The following is a 19,393-nucleotide window of genomic DNA, read 5'->3' as shown; positions in this document are numbered from 1 at the left end:
GGTTGGGGCATCGCCCCTCCCGGACCTTCGGTCCGACCTCCCCACAAGGGGGAGGTAAAGAGCATTACGCCGCTTCGTTGACCGGACGGCTGAGGCGGCGGACCTCTTCGTCGTTGAGCAGGCCACCAGCGCGCAGCAGGCTGGCGAAGCGGCCGTTGCGCAGCGAAAGCTCGGTGAAGCCGCCCATCTCCACCACCCTGCCCTTGTCCATGAAGACGACGAGGTCGGCGTCGCGGACCGTGGTCAAACGGTGGGCGATGATGAAGGTCGTGCGGTTGCGGCGCAATTCGTCGATCGCTTCCTTGACGCGGTCCTCGGTCTCGACGTCGAGCGCGCTGGTCGCCTCGTCGAGCACCAGGATCGGCGCATCCTTGAGCACGGCGCGGGCAATGGCAATGCGCTGACGCTCGCCGCCGGAAAGCTGGCCGCCGCGTTCGCCGACGACAGTGTCGTAGCCGCAACTCTTGGCCAGGATGAAGTCCTGTGCGGCGGCGGCATTGGCGGCGGCGTGGACCTCGTCATTGCTCGCATCGGCGCGACCGACGCGGATGTTGTCCTCGATCGAGCGATTGAGCAGGCCGGCGTCCTGGAAGACAGTGGCGATCGAATGGCGCAGCGACTTGCGGGTCACCGTCTTGGTGTCGATGCCATCGATCAGGATACGGCCGCTGGACGGCGTGAAGACGCGCTGCAACAGATTGATAAGCGTGGTCTTGCCGGCGCCGGTCGGGCCGACGATGGCAACCGTCTGGCCAGCCTGGACTTCGAACGAGACGTCCTCGATGCCGTGGCCCGAATTGGCGAACTCGAAGCTGACGCCCTCGAAGCGGACATGGCCGGTGACGTTGGTCAACTCGCGCAGGCCGTCTGGCTCGGCGGTTTCGGCGGCCGAGTCCTCGAGGCGATAGAAGTCCTCGAGCTTGGCGCGGGCCTCGGAAATCTGAGTGGTGAAGGCCGACATCTGGTCGAGACGGGCGATCAGCATTCCGGCAAAGCCGGTGAAGGCGACGACATCACCGACGCGAAGCTGGCCACGGGTGACGAGATAAGCGCCAATCGAGAGCACGATCATCATCGAGATGGTCGACGACAGGCGGTTCAGCGCATTGGCGATCGCCCACCAGTCGAGCACCGGGTTCTGCGCGTCGAGCAGGTCCTTCACGTAGCGCTTCAGCGTCGCGGTCTCATGGCCGATGCGGTTGTAGCTCTGCAGCACGGCGACATTGCTGACGCTGTCGGTCACATGGGCAAACACGGTGTGGTAGTGGCGCTCGACGGCGGTCTGCCCCGACTTGGTCCGGCGCATGACGACGCGGCCGATGCCGACGTAAAGGATACCGAGGCCAAGCAGCACGACGGACATGCGGATGTCCATGGCAAGCGCGGTCGGCACAAGCAGCACCAGCGCGATGGCCGTCGACAGATGCACGCGCATGAATTCGAGCCACAAGCTGAACAGGGTCTCGACAGCGCGCAGCAGCGTGTGCAGCGAATTGGAGGTGCCGCGCTGGTGGTGCCAGGCAAGCGGCATGGTGATCACCCGCTCGAAGGACTGGCACAGCACTTCCGAGCGGCGGGCATGGGCAAAGCGATCGGCGCCGCGCGCCACCAGGACGAAGGCGAGGACGTTGAAGGCACCGATAGCGGCCCAGACGGCGAGCGTCGAAAACACCGCGCCTTTTTCGGAGATAGCACCGATCACCCGGCCCAACAGGATCGGCTCGAGGATTGCGATCGCTGCGAGCGCGATGTTGGCGCCGCAAATCAGCGCGACGCGCTTCTTATCGGCCGCCAGATAACCCAGCGCTCTAAAGTAGATCTGCAGAAGTGACACTTCAGCTACTCCGCCAAACTCTTGTCCGTGCTCGATGCCGATATTGTGCACCGCACCATTTTTTGACACGTACAGGTTAATGTGTCGCGAAACAATGCGTCGTCTATCCCTTCCGTTCCCATTTAGCGAACAAAAGATGACGACGGTGCGAAATTTGGCGTGATCACCTAACGGTTTGAGATAAAAGGTGAAATGTCAGGCTTACGGCAAAATAATGGCAGTTGCCCCGCACTGCCACATTTTTAATCACAAGCTGCTTGCTTAGCCGGCCCTAAAGAGCGAGCGGATCCGGTCGCGGTATCGGCGCCAAGTAAAAAGCCGGCGTTGGCCGCGCACCTCAACGGATGCGCGACCAACGAGCCAAACCTTTGATTTTACGCAGGTATCCTTACAACGACCTCGGTCTTACCGGTGGCTTTCGGTTCAAAAGATGCCGATTTTTTCTTCGAACCATCGACTTCAAGCGAGATCGACTTGGTCTTTTTGTCGCGGATGACGCGAACCTTGATTTCGCCGCCGAACATCTTGAGCGTCGCGGCATACCCGTCCCAGTGTCCGGGCAGCTTCGGCCTAAACGTGATCTCCTTGCCGCGCCGCTCAATGCCGAGGATGCCCTCCACCGCTGCGCGGTAGAGCCAGCCGGCCGAGCCCGTATACCAGGTCCAGCCGCCGCGGCCCCCCTTGCCTTCGCCTGCATAGATATCGGCGGCCACGACATAGGGCTCGACGCGGTAGTGCTCGGCCGCCGCCTCGTCCGAAGCGTGGTTGACCGGGTTCAGCATCGAGAAGCAGCGATAGGCCTCGTCGGTGCGGCCCATTTCGGCCAGCGCGATCACGAACCATGTGGCGGCGTGGGTATATTGGCCGCCATTCTCGCGCACGCCCGGCGGGTAGCTCCTGATGTAGCCGGGGTCCTTCTCGCTTTTGGAGAAGGGCGGCGTGAACAGCTTGACGATCTTGAGCTCGTCATCGACCAGCATGTTGGTCGCTCGTTCCATGGCCGTGGTCGAGCGCGCCGGATCGCCCTCGCCCGACAGCACGCTCCAGGACTGGGCGATGGAGTCGATCTTGCACTCGTCGGAATTGTGCGAGCCGAGCGGCGTGCCGTCGTCGAAGCTGCCGCGCCGGTACCACTGGCCGTCCCAGGCGGTGCTTTCCAGCGCCCGCTTCAGCGCCTCCGCATGCTTGGTCCAGGCCTGCGCCCGCTTGCTGTCGCCTTGCCCCTTGGCGACACGCGCGAAATCGGTCAGCGTCTTCAACAGGAACCAGCCCAGCCACACGCTCTCGCCCTTGCCGCCCTCGCCGACACGGTTCATGCCATCGTTCCAGTCGCCGCCGAGGATGAGCGGCAGGCCGGCAGGACTGCTGCGCTTGATGGCGAGATCGAGCGCCCGCGCGCAATGGTCGTAGAGCGAAGCGGTGTTCTTGGTGATCTCCGGCGTGAAGAAGGCGTCATGCTCGCCCTCGCCGAGCTGCTGCCCGTCGATGAAGGGCAACTGCTCCTTGAGGATCCCGGCGTCGCCGGTCACCTCGATGTAGCGGGCCGTCGCGTGCGCCAGCCAGACCACGTCGTCGGAGATCATGGTGCGCACCCCGGCGTCGGTGCGCGGCAGCCACCAGTGCTGCACGTCACCTTCCGGGAACTGCCGGCGCGCCGCATTGAGGATCTGGTCACGCGCCAGCTTCGGGTCATGCGCCAGAAGGGCGAGCGTGTCCTGCAACTGGTCGCGGAAGCCGAAGGCGCCGCTCGCCTGGTAGAAGGCCGAGCGGGCGCGGATGCGGCAGGCCAGGCTCTGGTAAGGTAGCCAGTGGTTGACCATGGCGTTCATCGCCTCGTCCGGCGTCTCGACCTGGATGGTGTCGAGGAAGCCGCGCCAGGCGCGCTCGTTGTCCGCCAGGCGCTGATCGAAATCCTTGCCGCGATGGGTCTGCACCAGCGCGCTTGCCTCGGCGGGCGTCGAGGCGTCGCCGAGCAGCCAGAGCAGCGTCACGTCGCCGCCGGCCGGAATATCGACGTCGCTGGCGACAACCGCGCAGGGATCGTCGCCCGCCTCGATGCGACCGGAAAGCGCAAGCCCGCCCAGCACGGCCTGCGGATACTCGGTCGTGCCGTGCCTGCCGATGAATTCGGAGCGGTCGGCGGTCACCGAATGGACGGGATGGCCCGCCGCCAGGAAGGCCACACGCTCGCCGAAGTCGAGACCATAGGGGTTCTGCGCCAGCATGGCGCCTGTTGCCTCATCCCGCGCCGGCACGATGGTCGCCGCGGTACGTGAGCGGTGGCCGCCCAGCACCCATTCGGCATAGGCATAGACCCGCAGCCGCGCCGGCACGGAGCCGGAGTTCTGGATGCGCAACCGGGTGATCTTCACCGGATCGGTCGGGTCGACCACCTGTGTCAGGTCCATCGACAGCGGCCCCCGCTTGGAGCGGAAGGTGGAAAAACCCTGGCCGTGCCAGGTCTCATAGGTCATCGCGGGATCGCGAACCATCGCGGCCATCGGCGAGAACGCCTTGCCGCTGGCGTGGTCGAAAACGTAGAAGCCCTCGCCCGGCCGGTTCGACACCGGGTCGTTCGACCATGGCGTCAGCTGGTAGTCGCGGCTGTTGCGGCTCCAGGTGAAACCGGCGCCCTCGGCCGAGACGTGGAAGCCGAAGGAGGCGTTGGAGATCACGTTGATCCAGGGTTGCGGCGTCGAACGCCGCCCGGTCAGCCGCGTCACATAGTGGCGGCCGTCACCGTCGAAGCCGCCAAAGCCGTTCCACAGGCTGAGGCCGCTGCCGTCGGCGGCGATGTCGCCTCCACCCTGGCTTGCCGGCACCGGCAAGGGCAGCGGCGGAATGGGTTCGCGCGGCGAGCCGCCTTCCGCCTGCAGCAAGGCATCGCGGGCCTGCAGCGCCGCTGTCTCGGCGCGTTCGAGCTGATCGAAGATCGTGCCGTTGCGGGTATGCAGCACGACGCGCGCCACCGACAGCAAGGTCTTGTAAGTCGGCTCGTCCATCAGGTCGCGGCGCACCGCGAAGATGTGCTGGCGAGGCCCTAGCTCGCGGCCGCGCAGGCGGGCGTTCTCGCACAGCGTCTCCACCGCGCGCTGCAGGTCCTGCACGTAGGACGAGGCCTGCTCGTTGACGACGACGAAGTCGATCATCATGCCGCGAGCGCGCATATATTCCTGGAAGCGCAGCGCCTGGGCGACGATCTCCAGATCGGCGACGTCGCTGATGCGCACGAGGAAGATCGGGAAATCGCCGGAGATGCTGGTCGGCCACAGACTCGACTGGCGGCCGAGGCCGGAGGCGATGGATTCGGCCGGCAGACGCAGGAACGGATCGGGATAGATCAGATAGCGCGCCAGCTGCTGCACATTGGCGGCGTCGGTGAGGCTGAGCCCCAGATGGCGCGTCTGCACCTGGCTGCGCGTCCAGGCAAGCATGGCCTGGCGGGCGAAGCTCTCCTGGTGGTCGAGGCGGGCGATCGCCCCGTCGAGGTCGCCGCGATTGGCGCCGACGGCCGTCCAGAAGGTCAGCGAGATCTTCTTGTTGGCAGGCACGCGCACCTGGCGGCGCAATGCCGCCACCGGGTCGAGCGTGAAGCCCTGGCTGCCGGTAAGCCTGGCACCGGGATCGAAGGCGACGGCATCGGCAATGGTGCGGCCACGGCCGATGAAGGCACGCCGGTCGGTCTCGGCCTCGGCATCGCGCGACGGACCCGACGGGTCGGTGACGAAATGCACCATGGTCAGGTCGGGGTCGTTCTTGTCGCGCTTGCGCCTTGTGGCGAAGATCGCGCCGTTGTTCGGGGCGATCTCGGTCTCGATGAACATCTTGGAGAAAGCCGGATGCGCGTTATCCGAGGCCTCGTTGCCGAGCACCAGCTCGGCGAAGGAGGTCACCTCGATATGCCGGTCGGCGGCGCCGTCATTAGAGAGGGTGATGCGGCGGCCCTCGCCATTGCCCTCGGAAATGACGATGCACTCGACTTCCGAACGTAGCGAGCCGACCGATTTGGTGAAGCTCGCCTTGTCGTCTGCAAACAGCGTCTGGACGCGTTCACCCTCGGCGCGCTTCGGCTCGGCGGTGGCCGACCACCAATCGCCCGTCGCCGTGTCGCGCAGGAAGATGTAGGAGCCGAGGCGATCTTCGCTCGGGTCCGGCTGCCAGCGCGTGACGGCAAGCTCGCCGAAGCGGCTGTAGCCGGAGCCGGTCGCTGTGACCATGACCGAATAGCGGCCATTGGACATGACGTTGGTCGCCCGCAGCGCCTTGATCGGGTCGAGAACGATGCGGCTGTCGGGGCTCTCGGTCTCGGTCTCGTCCTTGGAGCGCTCGTCGGCTTCGGTCCTGACCGTGGCGGTCGGAATGTCGCGCGGCGCCTTCTCCTGCAACAGAAGCTCGGCCGACTCGATCACCGGATCGCTGTGGAAGCGCTCGCGCAGCCGGCCCTCGAAAATGGCGTCGGCGACGGCGGCGATCGACATGCCGGAATGGTGGGCCATGTAGTTCTGCACCACGGCGTGGTCGGTGCCTTCCGGCACGCGCTGCGGCGTGAAATCAACCGCGTCGTAGAAGCCATGCCGGCCAAGCGCGCCGATCGAGCGCAGCCGCTGCAGGTTCTGCACGGCCTCGCGCGGGCTGAACTGCGCAGCCAGGATCGTCGCGTAAGGCGCGATAACGGTGTTCTGGCCAAGCCCGCGCTTCAGGCCGAGGCCTGGCACGCCGAAATTGGTGTACTGATAGGTGAGCTCGCGGTCGCGGGCGTTGTAGGCCGCTTCCGAAATACCCCAGGGCACGTTCTTGGAACGCGCATATTGGATCTGGCGCTTGATGATGAGCTTGCTGGTCTGGTTGAGGATCGAGCCCTGCGGCTCCTTCATCACCAGCGGCGGCATCAGATACTCGAACATCGAGCCCGACCAGGACATCAGCGCGCCCTGGAAGCCGATCTCGACGATCGGCCGGCCGAGACGGAACCAGTGCTCGGTCGGCAGGTCGCCCTTGGCGATGGCGAACAAGCTGGTGAGCCGCGCCTCGGAGGCGAGCAGGTCGTAGCAGCTCTCGTCGAGCTGGTGGTCCTCGACCCGGTAGCCGATCGACAGCAGCTTGCGCTCCTGCCGCATCAGGAAGGAGAAATCCATCTCGAAGGCATAGCGGCGGCAGCGCTCGCGCAGAGCGAGCAGCTTGGCGCGCAGCGCAGCGACCGCGCTCTCGTCATTGTGCGAGTCATGCACATGCGCCTCGCAGGTCGCCTCCAGCCGCTCCGCCCAGTCGGCGATGACATCGCTCTTCGGCGACGCCGCCTCGGTGTGGATGGCGGTTGCGAGCTTGCGTATCTCGCCGGCGAGCACGGCAAGGTTGATGGTGCGGATCGAGGCCATCTCGGGCTGCGCCTTGATGGTCGCCACGGCGCGGCGCATGCCGTCGAGACGGTCGGCGAGGCGCTGACGCAACGGCCGCAGCTGCCGGCGGTCGTCCGGAAGCTCGTCCAGGCTTTCATCGAGAATGGTGACGGTGTCGATGATGCCTTCGAAATCGCCCTGCAGGTGCACTGACGGCGCTTCGGCCCATTCGGCGCAGGACGCCGCCACGGCGACCAGATGACCGGCGAGATTGCCGCTGTCGACCGCCGAGATGTAGAGCGGATAGAGCGGCTTCAGCGTCGTCGTGTCATACCAGTTGTAGAGATGGCCGCGATCGCGCGGCATGTTCTCGATGGTCGTCATCGTGGCGTCGATGCGGGTGATGGCATCCGACAGGCTGATCCAGCCGAAATCGCGCGCCGACACCACCGAGAGCAGATACACGCCGATGTTGGTCGGCGAGGTGCGCGGCGCCACGACCGGCGCCGGGCTTTCCTGGAAATTATCCGGTGGCAGATGATGCTGCTCGGGCGTGACGAAGGTCTCGAAATAATGCCAGGTGCGGCGCGCGAAGGTGCGCAGCGCGTGGATGTCGGCGGTCGAGATGCGCAGCCTGTCCTCGGTTTCGGCCGAACGGCTGATCCAGCAGGCGACGGCAGGCGATGCGATCCAGAAGATGGCGAAGAAGAAGGCGACGAAGGCGCCGGTGGAATCGGCAAGCACCGGAATGGCAAGACCGACCACGCCGATGATCACCGCGCCATACATCATGCCGTAATAGGCGCCGAGATCGTTGCCACCCTTGGCAGCCTGCGAGGCGGTGCGCCATTCGAGCAGGTTCTGCCGGCTGACGAAGAGCCGGTAGATGGTGCGGACGATGGCGTCACCCATCATCCAGGCAAGGTGCGCCATCAAGAGCACCTTGAGCGCCACCAACGCTGTGCCGAACACGGTGTCTCTGGCCAGGGCGGAGAAATGGCCGCGCGGCGTCTGGTCGCCGCTCTTCGGCAGGATGGCGTTCACGATGTCGAAGGTCGGCGCCATGAACAGGCTGAGGATCAGAAGCGCCTGCCACTGCGCGGCCTGGGTGAAGGGCAGCAGCGTCCAGCCGGCAACGCAGGCCATGACCCAAAAGATCGGGCTCAGCGAGCGGCGCAGATTGTCGACCATCTTCCAGCGCGACAGCGCCGGAACACCGGAGCGCGGATCGAAGATGAAGCCGAGCAGTTGCCAATCGCCGCGCGCCCAGCGGTGGTGGCGCGAGGCATCGACCGAGTAGCGGGTCGGATAGTCCTCGACCAGTTCGACGTCGGTGACCAATGCGGCGCGCGCCAGCGCACCCTCGAGCAAGTCGTGGCTGAGGATGGTGTTTTCGTCGACGCGGTCCTTCAGCGCCGCCTCGAAGGCGTCGACATGGTAGAGGCCCTTGCCGGTGAAGGAGCCGTCGCCAAAGACGTCCTGATAGACGTCGGAGACGGCGAACACATACGGGTCGAGGCCGCGATTGGCGGAAAAGACGCGCTGGAAGAAGGAGGCGTCGTCGCCGCTGGTGAGCGAAGCGGTGATGCGCGGCTGCAGGATGGTGTAGCCGGCGCTGACGACGCGCTTCACCGGATCGAAATGCGGTCGGTTCAGCGGATGGGCGAGCTTGCCGACCAGGCTCGAAACAGCGTCGCGCGTGGTGCGCGTGTCGGCGTCGAGTGTCATCACGTAGACGACCTTTTCCGGCAGCGGCACGTCGAGCGGCAGGAAGGTGGTGTCGCTGTCGCCGCGCAGCAGAAGGTTCAGCTCATGAAGCTTACCGCGCTTGCGCTCCCAGCCCATCCAGCAGCCCTGCGCCTGGTTGTAGAGCCGGCGGCGGTGCAAGAGATAGAACCGCGGCGAGCCTTCCGACGGATAGCGGGCATTGAGCCGGACGATCTCGTCGCGGGCATATTGCAGGATCTCGATGTCGGCGGCGTCGATCTCGGTCTTTGAATCCGGCCAGTCGGACAAAAGGGCGAAATGGATCTCGTCCGCCGTGTTGGCGAGGTGATGCACTTCGATGTTGCGGATGTTTTCCTCGACATCGTCGCGCGAGCCGATCAGCGAAGGCACCACGACCAGCGTGCGCGATTCGGCCGGGATGCCGTGCTTGTTGTAGTCGTAGCCGACAAGCCTGGTCGGTTTCAGGAACAGCGCCACCACGGTGTTGAAGAAGGCCAGGGCACCCTCGCTGGCCGGCACCGCGAACAGCGCCAGCATCAGCGTGACCGATTCCACCGACAGGCCGAGATTGGCCAGCGCCCTCCCCGACAGCACCAGCAGCAGCACCGTCAAAAGGAAGACCGGCACGACTATGCCCAGCCAGCCGGCGCTGGCAAAGCCGCGCTTGAAGGTCACATAAAAGGGCGGCCGGTAGCCAATCGCCTCTTCCAGTTCCTGCCGGCGCGGACCGACCAGGAAAAAGCCGACATCGGTATGCACGGCGGGATCGGCGGTCTCGGGCAGGCCGGACGCATCGGTGAGGCCGGGCGTGTGGCCGGCAAGCTCTATCGCCTTTTCGGCCACCCGGTATTCGGACAGGTGGGAGCGGCGTGCCAGCTGCTCGATCGCGGTGCGGTACTGGTCGCGCGAGAAGAAGTCGAGGGCGGCGAAATCGGTGCGCTCGCGCAGCAGCGTGTCGATGCGGCTGACGCCCTCGAACCAGACCGTCCAGTCGACGTCGTTAATGAGCCGCAGGCCGCGGATGATGTTGCCGGTGGTGACATTGCCGCTGGACAGCGTCTGATGCTCGGAGATGATGATCTCCTCGGCATCGGAACCGGTCTTTTCCAGCTCGCCTTCCAGCCATTCCAGCGCACGTCCGGCGTTCTGCGACCCGTCGCGCAGGCGATAGAGCAGCTGGGTGGCGAAGGTGGTGTCCTGCGCATGCGCGCTGTAGTTCGACAGGATCCTGGTGCGGTCGGCATTGTCGTCGGTCGCCAGAACGCGGTCGGCGACCTCGTTGGCGACGTGACGCATTTGCCGGGTGCGCTCGACGCGCACGGCAATGCGGCGCAGGTTCTCGATCAGGACGAAGCGCAGCAATGAGGGCAGCGCCCAGATCTCGCCGATCTTCAGCGGCTCGACGGACTGGAAGCCCTCGACAATCGCCTTGAACATGCTCGCCGAGACCGAGCTGTCGGAATGCTGGACATAGCTCCAGGCAACGACGAAGGCGCGCGGCAGCACGATGCCGTCGCCAAGCGTAAGCGTCGGCAGCTGCCGATAGAAGCGGCGCGGCAGGTCGCGCTTGACCTGAAAAATGGTCTCCTCGACCAGATAGTTGTTGTCGAGCAGCCATTGCGCGGCCGGCGTGATGGTCTCGCCCTTGGCTTGGGCGGCATTGGTCGAGCGATAGACTTCGAGGATCTTCTTGGCGCTGTCGCGGATGCGGGCCTGGAATTCGAACGGCGCGAGGCCGAACAGCTCCTTGACCTCGCCCTTGGCGAGGGCGACGCCGAGTGCGCGCAGCCGCTCCTCAGGCAGGAAATTGGAGCGTATCGGTGCTTCCGTTGCGATCGGGAAGCTAGCGCTCTTGTGTTCGATCTTGATGGGGTTCGTCTGAATGTTCATTGAAAATTCCGTAAGGCGGGGCGCAATGCGGCGTCACCGCCACGGCAATGCCCCTAAAACCGGTACAATTGCAATTGGTTGCATGACTGGTTGGCCGAAAGTTTGTTTTGCGCACCACGACAGGGGCGTGCCCTTTCGACAGCTCGTGGGCGAACGCCCCTCGCTCTCCGCCCCCGGTTGGATCAGGGCAAGGATTCGGGCTTTTTCGTGATGCATGCAAGGGGACGGGCGATAATTCGCCCGAGCCGCGATCATGTTTGGCAACAGACGTTAATGGTTGGCGGCGAGGCGGTGGAGCTCGATCACGAAAAGCAGGCCCTGCCCCTTGGGCTGAAGCCGCAATTGCGGGCCGCCGCGATCGAGGATCAGCGCATCGAGCGGTTCGAGGCTCGACGCATCGTCCGTGAAGAGCGTGACGCCGGTGCCAACACAAAGAACAATCGTTGTCTCGGCGTCCGGCACAATACGAGTCTCGTCGGAAAGCAGGCGGCGCTCGACCTTGTGCAGCATCCGTCCTCGCCGGGTCATGACGTTGAGATCGGTGATCGGACCGCCGATCAGCGCAGCGCTGCTCGGCACGTCGCCCGGGAAGGCGAGCGGCGCCGAAGCGGTGGTCAGCCGCGCCGGAGGCTCGCCGGCAATGTCGAGAACGATCCCCTCGCCTTCCAGCACCGACAGCGTGCGATCGATGCCGGCGAAACTGGAAAACGCCCCGCTCGCTTCGACGCGGGCCATCGAGACGCGCCAATCGAAATTGTCGAGCCCGGCGCCGTCAGGCGAAACGGCGATCTCGGTGGTCGTGCCGCCGCCGTTCTTCCACGGCATGACGCGATACCCGGCCGCACGAAGGATGCGCATCGCCTCAGCCCAGGATGCCCGGCAGGTTGAGCTGATGCTCCTTGGCGCAATCAATGGCGATGTCGTAGCCGGCATCGGCATGGCGCATGACGCCGGTCGCCGGGTCGTTCCAGAGCACGCGCTCCAGCCGCTTGGCCGCCTCGGGCGTACCGTCGGCGACGATGACCATGCCGGCGTGCTGGGAAAAACCCATGCCGACGCCGCCGCCATGATGCAGCGACACCCAGGTGGCGCCGGACGCGGTGTTGAGCAGCGCGTTGAGCAGAGGCCAGTCGGAAATGGCGTCGGAGCCGTCCTTCATCGCTTCGGTCTCGCGGTTCGGCGAAGCGACCGAGCCGGAATCGAGATGGTCGCGGCCGATGACCACCGGCGCCTTGAGCTCGCCCCTGGCCACCATTTCGTTGAAGGCAAGGCCGAGCCGGTGGCGATCGCCGAGGCCAACCCAGCAGATGCGTGCCGGCAGGCCCTGGAACGAAATGCGCTCGCGCGCCATGTCGAGCCAATTGTGCAGATGGGTGTTGCCGGGGGTCAGCTCGCGCACCTTGGCGTCGGTCTTGTAGATATCCTCCGGATCGCCCGAGAGAGCGGCCCAGCGAAACGGGCCGATGCCGCGGCAGAACAGCGGCCGGATATAGGCCGGCACGAAGCCCGGGAAAGCAAAGGCGTTCTCGAAGCCCTCGTCCTTGGCGACCTGGCGGATGTTGTTGCCGTAATCGAGCGTCGGCACGCCGGCGTTCCAGAACGCCACCATCGCCTCGACATGCTCGCGCATCGAAGCGCGAGCGGCCTTTTCGACGGCCTTCGGATCGGATGTGCGCTTCTCGCGCCACTCGGCCATGGTCCAGCCCTTCGGCAGGTAGCCATTGATCGGGTCGTGCGCCGAGGTCTGGTCGGTGACCATATCCGGACGGATGCCGCGCCTGAACATTTCCGGCACGATCTCGGCGGCGTTGCCGAGCAGGCCGACCGACTTCGCCTCGCCGGCCTTGGTCCAACGTTCGATCATTTCCATCGCTTCGTCGAGCGTCTCGGCCTTCTCGTCGAGATAGCGGGTGCGCAGGCGGAAATCGATCGAATCCGGGTTGCACTCGATGGCGAGGCAACAGGCACCGGCCATGACGGCGGCCAGAGGCTGGGCGCCGCCCATGCCGCCGAGACCGGCGGTCAGTATCCACTTGCCCTTGAGGTTGCCGTCGTAGTGCTGGCGGCCGGCCTCGACAAATGTCTCATAGGTGCCCTGAACGATGCCTTGCGTGCCGATATAGATCCAGGAGCCGGCCGTCATCTGGCCGTACATCATCAGGCCTTTCCTATCGAGCTCGTTGAACTTCTCCCAGGTCGCCCAGTGCGGTACGATGTTGGAGTTGGCGATGAGCACGCGCGGGGCGTTGGTGTGGGTCTTGAAGACGCCGACCGGCTTGCCCGACTGCACCAGCAGCGTCTCGTCCTCGCCCAGCGTCTTCAGCGAAGCGACGATGCGGTCGAAATCGTTCCAGGTGCGCGCGGCGCGGCCGATGCCGCCATAGACGACCAGCTCGTTCGGGTTCTCGGCGACCTCGGGATCGAGATTGTTCATCAGCATGCGCAGCGGCGCTTCGGTCGTCCAATAGCGGGCGTTGAGCTTGTCGCCGCGTGGGCTGCGCACTTCGCGGATATTGTGGCGGGGGTCGTTCATCATAGTCCCTTTCGAGTGAGGCGGCGCGTCAGCGCCCGGCCCATTCAATGGCGATTTCGAGGATGGTCTTCAGCGTGGCGCGGATCGGCGCGGCATAGGTGGCGTCGTAAGGCACCGGCCAATTGTCCGGCCTGCCCTTCTCGGCCGGCTCGCGCATGTAGCCGCGATTGGAGAGCTCCATCTGCAACGCGTGGACGCCGTTCTGCGGCTGGCCGAAGCTGCGGGTGATCCAGCCGCCCTTGAAGCGGCCGTTGACCACCCAGGTCTCGCCGGTCGCGGCGAGGATCGAGGCCACCTTCTCCTGCAGCATCGGATCGGTGCTCTTGCCGTCATTGGTGCCGAGGTTGAACACGGGCAGCGTGCCTTCGAACAGGCGCGGCAGCACCGAACGGATCGAATGGCAGTCATAGAGCACGATCTTGTCATGCATGCCGCGCAGCCGGTCGATCTCGGCCTGCAGGGCGGCGTGATACGGCACGAAATAGGCCTCGCGGCGCTGATCTATCTCTGACGGGGTCGGCTCCTCACCCATGCGGTAGAGCGGATCTCCGTCGAACGTGTCCGTCGGGCAAAGGGTCGTCGTGGCTTGCCCGGGATAAAGCGAGACGCCCGAAGGGTCGCGGTTGACATCGATGACGGTGCGCGAGATGGCGGTGTGCACGACGCTCGCGCCGAGATCGGTGGCGAAATCATAGAGCTTGTCGATCCACCAGTCGCAGTCGCGGCGGCCCAACCAGGTCGAGACCAGCCGGCTGTCGAGGCCGGCAAGGTCGATGCCGGTGTGCGGGATCGAAACCAGCAGCGGCGCGGTGCCTTGAGTGACGGTGAGCCAGTTGGGCGAGGTCATGAAAGATCTCCATAAGCTGGAGCTCCACGGTGCCCCCCTCTGCCCCGCCGGGCATCTCCCCCACTTGGGGGGAAATCAGATGTCACGCCGGCTTTCGCCAATCTCGAAGGTTGGAGCGACGAGCGCCGCGCCAAAGCTGCCAATCTCCCCCTCGTGGGGGAGATGTCCGGTCTACCCGCCGCAGCTGCTGCGGAGGACGGGCAGGACAGAGGGGGGCGCGACAGAACGCGATCTATGGCGGTCATGACACGATCCCCGGCAGCGCTACGGTGCTCGCGGCTTTAATGGCCGCGCCGCTGCGGACCATGGCGATGGCCTTTTCCATGTCGGGATGGAAATGGCGGTCGTTGTCGAGATGCGGCACCTCGGCCCGAACCAGCTTGCGCACCGCTTCCAGCGCCTCGCTGGAAGCGAGCGGTTGGTGGAAATCGCAGCCTTGCGCCGCCGCCAGCAACTCGATGCCGATGACGGCGGTCGCATTCTCGATCATGCCGAGCAGCCGGCGCGCGCCATGCGCCGCCATCGAGACATGATCTTCCTGGTTGGCCGAAGTCGGGATCGAATCGACGCTTGCCGGGTAGGCCTTCTGCTTGTTTTCCGAAACGAGCGCCGCCGCCGTTACCTGCGGGATCATGAAGCCGGAATTCAGGCCAGGCTTCGGAGTCAGGAAGGCCGGCATGCCGGACAGCGCCGGATCGACCAGCATGGCGATGCGCCGCTCCGACAGCGAGCCGATCTCGCAGACGGCAAGCGCGATCATGTCGGCGGCGAAGGCCACCGGCTCGGCATGGAAATTGCCGCCCGAAAGCGCGGTGTCGTCCTCGGCAAAGATCAGCGGATTGTCGGTGACGCCGTTGGCTTCGGTCTGAAGCGTGTCGGCCGCCTTGCGCAGCACGTCGAGCGCCGCGCCCATCACCTGCGGCTGGCAGCGCAGGCAATACGGGTCCTGCACGCGCTCGTCGCCGACGCGGTGCGATTCGCGGATGGCGCTGCCGGCCATGAGATTGCGCAGCGCAGCCGCCGTTTCGATCTGGCCGCGATGCTTCCTCAAGAGATGGATGCGCGGATCGAAGGGCGCGTCGGAGCCTCGTGCCGCATCGGTCGACAGCGCGCCGGCAACCAGCGCCGACTGGTAGAGAACCTCGGCCTCGAACAGGCCGGCGAGCGCAAAGGCGGTCGAGAACTGCGTGCCGTTGAGCAGCGCCAGGCCTTCCTTGGCGCCGAGCGTGACGGGCTCCAGGCCATGCGAGACGAACGCGACCTTCGCCGGGAAGCGGCCATGCGGGGTAAAGCATTCGCCGACGCCGATCATGACGGCCGTCATATGGGAGAGCGGCGCGAGGTCGCCGGAGGCACCGACCGAGCCTTGCGACGGCACCACGGGAATGACGTCGTTAGCGAGCATTCCCTGAAGCAGGTCGATGGTCTCGGCGCGAACGCCGGAAGCGCCCTGGGCGAGGCTGGCCAGCTTCAGCGCCATCATCAGCCGCACCACCGCGACCGGCATCGGCTCGCCGACGCCGGCGGCATGCGAGAGCACGATGTTGCGCTGCAGCGTCTCGAGATCGTTTGCCGGGATACGAACACTGGCCAATTTGCCGAAACCGGTGTTGATGCCATAGACCGGCTCGCCCCTGGCGAGGATGCGGGCGACCGCCTCGGCGCTTGCCTTGATTTTCGGCCGGCAGGCGTCGTCGAGCTTTGGCACGGCGCCGCGATAGATGGCGCGCCAGTCGGCGAGCGTTGCGTTGCCGGGCTTCAGGGTAAGTTCCGTCATTGTCCTCTCCAGATGCGGGCATGGAGCGGGTTGAAGCCCATGCGGTAAACGAGTTCGGCCGGGCGTTCGATGTCCCAGATGGCGAGATCGGCCGATTTGCCGGCTTCCAGCGTGCCGGTGTTGTCAAGCAGCCCCAGCGCACGCGCGGCCTCGCGAGTGACGCCGGCAAGGCATTCGTCGATCGTGAGACCAAAGAGCGTCGCGGCCATGTTCATGGTGAGCAGCAGCGAGGTGAGCGGCGAGGTGCCAGGATTGCTGTCGGTGGCAACAGCCATTCTCACGCCATGACGGCGGAAGAGATCAATCGGCGGCTTTTTGGTTTCGCGGATGAAATAGTAGGCGCCGGGCAGGATCGTCGCCACGGTGCCGGCCTTGGCCATCGCTTCGGCGCCTTCCTCGTCGGTATATTCGAGATGGTCGGCCGACAACGCGCCGTAGCGTGCGGCAAGGGCTGCGCCATGCAGGTTGGAGAGCTGGTCGGCGTGGAGTTTTACGGGCAGGCCGAGCGCTTTGGCTTTATCGAAGACGCGCGCCATCTGCTCGGGCGAGAAAGCGATGCCCTCGCAAAAACCGTCGACGGCGTCGGCAAGCTGTTGGGCGGCGACTTCCGGCAGAATAGTGCCGGCGACGAGATCGATGAACGCGTCCTTGTCGCCCCTGGCTTCGGGGGGCAGCGCATGGGCGGCAAGACAGGTCGTGCGGATCGTGACGGGGCGTTCATTGGCCAGACGGCGGGCGGCGCGCAACGACTTCTTTTCATTGTCGGCATCGAGGCCGTAGCCGGACTTGACCTCGACGGTGGTGACGCCTTCGGCGATCAACGCGTCGAGACGCGGGAGCGTCTGGGCGACAAGCTCGGCCTCGCTGGCGGCGCGAAGCGACTTGACGGAGGAGACGATGCCGCCGCCGGCGCGGGCCACTTCTTCATAGGTGGCGCCGGCCAGCCGCATTTCGAATTCGTTGGCGCGGTTGCCGGCATAGACAAGATGAGTATGGCAATCGATCAGGCCGGGCGTGATCCAGCGGCCCGCGCAATCGATGATCTCGACACCCTGCCCGGCCGCAGCCGGCATCTCCGACTCGGCGCCGGCGTAGACAATCAGCCCGTCACGCGACGCGACGGCGCCTTTCTCGACGATGCCGAGGCCAGCCGCGCGATCGGCCATGGTCGCGAGACGCGCATTGCGCCAGACGCGAAGGCCGCTCTTCTTGTTTGCTCCACCCATCATCTTTTCCATTTGAAAGGATGGCGATTATGTATATACATATTGAAACGCGACGCAAGTGGTATCGTCGCTCACGCAGCGAGATTTGGAGAGACACGTGACGGCGATCTTTGCGGACCAGGCGCTGCTGCCCGACGGCTGGCAAGGCAATGTGAGGATCGCTTTCGACGGCAGCCGCATCTCCGCGGTCGAGGCCGGGGCTTCAGCGAAAGCCGGCGAGGAGCGTCACGCCATTGTCCTGCCCGGCATGCCCAATCTGCACAGCCACGCCTTCCAGCGCGGCATGGCGGGTCTGGCCGAATTGCGCGGCCCTTCGGCCGACAGTTTCTGGAGTTGGCGCGAGGTGATGTACCGCTTCGCGCTGTCGATGACGCCGGACCAGGTCGAGGCGGTGGCGGCGCAGCTCTATGTCGAGATGCTCGAGGCCGGCTTCTCGCGCGTCGGCGAATTCCACTATCTGCATCACGACCGCGACGGGCAGCCTTATGCCAACATCGCCGAGATGGCGGAGCGGATCGCTGCGGCAGCCGCCGGGACCGGCATAGGGCTGACGCTGCTGCCGGTTTTCTACGCCCATTCGTCCTTCGGCGGCGCGGCGCCCAACGAAGGCCAGCGGCGATTCATCAATGATGTCGAGCGCTTCGGGCGCTTGCTTGAGAAAAGCCGCGAGGCTGCTCGTTCGCTTGAGCAGGCGGTCGTCGGCGTCGCGCCGCATAGCCTGCGCGCCGCGACGTCGGACGAACTCAATGCTGTCGCCGCGATGACGCCGAACGGGCCGATCCATATCCACGTCGCCGAGCAGATGAAGGAAGTCGAGGACTGCGTCGCCTGGTCGGGCAAGCGTCCGGTCGAGTTCCTGCTGGCCAACGCCCCGGTGGACAAGCGCTGGTGCCTGATCCACGCCACGCATATGACCGAGGCCGAGACGGTCGCCATGGCCCGGACCGGCGCGATCGCCGGGCTCTGCCCGATCACCGAGGCCAATCTCGGCGACGGCACCTTTGCCGCGCCGCTTTTCGTCGAGCATGGCGGCCGCTTCGGTGTCGGTTCCGATTCCAACGTGCTGATCGGCCTGCCGGACGAGCTTCGGCAGCTCGAATATTCGCAACGCCTGGCGCTGCGGGCCCGCAACGTGATGGCCCGCGCCGGAGGTTCCACCGGGCGCGCGCTGTTCGACGCCGCGCTCGATGGCGGCAGCCAGGCGCTGGGCGCTGGTCCGGCGCGGATCGCCACCGGCAGTCCCGCCGATCTCGTTTCGCTCGACGCCGGCCACCCCTCGCTCGCCGGCAAGGCGGGCGACGCGATCCTTGACGCCTTGATTTTCGCCAATGGCAGCAAGGTCGATTGCGTCTGGGTGCATGGCAAGAAACAGGTCAGCGGCGGCAGCCATGCGAAGCGCGAAGCCGTCGCCGAGCGGTTCCGCGACGTGATGACTGAATTGTCGCAAAGCTGAGGCGGGACGCGCAATGAGCCTGATCGAGACAGTTGATTTTGACGGCGGCGAGATTCTGTCGCTGCATCAGCGCATCCTGTCCGATATCCGCGAAAAAATCCTGTCCGGCGCCTGGCCGCCAGGACATCGCATCCCGTTCGAGCACGAGTTGACGGACGAATATAATTGTTCGCGCATGACCGTGAACAAGGCGCTGTCGCAGCTCGCCAAGGCCGGGCTGATCGAGCGCCGCCGCCGTTCAGGCAGCTTCGTGGGCCAGCCGCAGTCGCAGGCGGCGGTGCTGGAACTGCACGACATCCGCATCGAGGTCGAGGCGCTCGGGCTGCCCTATCGCTATGAGCGCCTGGAGCGCCTGAAGCGGCGCAGCATTGCCGAGGATCGAGCGCTGCTCGGCCTCTCCGCGCCAGGCCCGGTGCTTGCGCTGGAAGGCCTGCATTTTGCCGGCGAACGGCCGTTCGCACTCGAGCAGCGACTGATCAACCTGTCGGCGGTGGCCGAGGCGGCCGAGGAGGAATTTCTGGACATCGCGCCCGGCCCCTGGCTGATCGGGCGCGTGCCGTGGAGCGAGGCCGAGCACCGCATCCGCGCCATGGCCGCCGACGACACTGTCGCCGACACGCTGGATATCGACCCCGGCGCCCCCTGCCTGGTGGTCGAACGCCGCACCTGGAGCGCCGAGCACCCGGTGACGCATGTGCGGTTCGTCTATCCGGCGGAAAGCCACACGCTGGTGGCGCGATTCACGCCCTCGCAGGGATGAGTGATCTCC

At 65.5% G+C, this 19,393-nt stretch carries 9 protein-coding genes; 2 read left to right on the top strand and 7 right to left on the bottom strand.

Features of this window, described 5'->3' with window-relative positions; translation table 11 throughout:
• Positions 1-64 precede the first annotated feature (64 nt).
• The 7 genes from F3H96_RS11150 to hutI form a co-directional block, all read right to left on the bottom strand.
• Entirely contained in the window at positions 65-1,834 is a 1,770-nt protein-coding gene (locus F3H96_RS11150; RefSeq protein ID WP_149801799.1) for a glucan ABC transporter ATP-binding protein/ permease, read from the bottom strand.
• Between the two features lie 374 nt (positions 1,835-2,208).
• The gene (locus F3H96_RS11145) at positions 2,209-10,788 is read right to left on the bottom strand and encodes a glucoamylase family protein (protein WP_149801798.1); all 8,580 of its coding nucleotides are present in this window, start codon (positions 10,786-10,788) and stop codon (positions 2,209-2,211) included.
• Positions 10,789-11,058: 270 nt separating this feature from the next.
• Positions 11,059-11,646 carry a HutD family protein gene (locus tag F3H96_RS11140; protein WP_149801797.1) on the bottom strand — a complete coding sequence of 196 codons (588 nt, stop codon included), beginning with the start codon at positions 11,644-11,646 and terminating at the stop codon, positions 11,059-11,061.
• A gap of 4 nt (positions 11,647-11,650) precedes the next feature.
• A complete protein-coding gene (gene hutU / locus F3H96_RS11135) occupies positions 11,651-13,324 on the bottom strand; it encodes a urocanate hydratase (RefSeq protein ID WP_188131353.1) in 1,674 nt (557 codons plus the stop codon).
• Positions 13,325-13,349: 25 nt separating this feature from the next.
• On the bottom strand, positions 13,350-14,168 hold the full coding sequence (gene hutG, locus F3H96_RS11130; RefSeq protein WP_149801795.1) for an N-formylglutamate deformylase: 819 nt from the start codon (positions 14,166-14,168) through the stop codon (positions 13,350-13,352).
• 241 nt (positions 14,169-14,409) lie between these two features.
• Positions 14,410-15,945, bottom strand: coding sequence for a histidine ammonia-lyase (hutH, locus tag F3H96_RS11125; RefSeq protein WP_149801794.1), 1,536 nt, complete (start codon positions 15,943-15,945; stop codon positions 14,410-14,412).
• Positions 15,942-17,171 (bottom strand): imidazolonepropionase, encoded by a 1,230-nt coding sequence (gene hutI / locus F3H96_RS11120; RefSeq protein ID WP_188131352.1) that lies wholly within the window; start codon positions 17,169-17,171, stop codon positions 15,942-15,944. Before hutI ends, hutH begins: the two co-directional genes overlap by 4 nt.
• 97 nt (positions 17,172-17,268) lie before the next feature.
• On the opposite strand from hutI, the gene F3H96_RS11115 reads away from it, so the two are divergent.
• Together F3H96_RS11115 and hutC are read left to right on the top strand one after the other, a co-directional pair.
• Positions 17,269-18,624: a formimidoylglutamate deiminase gene (locus F3H96_RS11115; protein WP_149801792.1), complete on the top strand. Its 1,356-nt coding sequence runs from the start codon at positions 17,269-17,271 to the stop codon at positions 18,622-18,624.
• Positions 18,625-18,637: 13 nt separating this feature from the next.
• Positions 18,638-19,384, top strand: a complete 747-nt coding sequence (gene hutC / locus F3H96_RS11110) for a histidine utilization repressor (RefSeq protein ID WP_149801791.1) — start codon at positions 18,638-18,640, stop codon at positions 19,382-19,384.
• Positions 19,385-19,393: the final 9 nt, after the last annotated feature.

The sequence above is a fragment of the Mesorhizobium sp. NFR06 genome (genome assembly GCF_900115245.1).
Classification (GTDB): Bacteria; Pseudomonadota; Alphaproteobacteria; order Rhizobiales; family Rhizobiaceae; genus Mesorhizobium.
The sequence above is the reverse complement of the archived record's forward strand: the minus strand, read 5'-3'. Positions and strand labels throughout refer to the sequence as shown.

Coding starts and splice junctions, on each gene's coding strand:
- hutI (WP_188131352.1), bottom strand. CDS start 17,171: ATGGGTGGAGCAAACAAGAAGAGCGGCCTTCGCGTCTGGCGCAATGCG.
- F3H96_RS11145 (WP_149801798.1), bottom strand. CDS start 10,788: ATGAACATTCAGACGAACCCCATCAAGATCGAACACAAGAGCGCTAGC.
- hutC (WP_149801791.1), top strand. CDS start 18,638: ATGAGCCTGATCGAGACAGTTGATTTTGACGGCGGCGAGATTCTGTCG.
- hutG (WP_149801795.1), bottom strand. CDS start 14,168: ATGACCTCGCCCAACTGGCTCACCGTCACTCAAGGCACCGCGCCGCTG.
- F3H96_RS11140 (WP_149801797.1), bottom strand. CDS start 11,646: ATGCGCATCCTTCGTGCGGCCGGGTATCGCGTCATGCCGTGGAAGAAC.
- hutU (WP_188131353.1), bottom strand. CDS start 13,324: ATGATGAACGACCCCCGCCACAATATCCGCGAAGTGCGCAGCCCACGC.
- hutH (WP_149801794.1), bottom strand. CDS start 15,945: ATGACGGAACTTACCCTGAAGCCCGGCAACGCAACGCTCGCCGACTGG.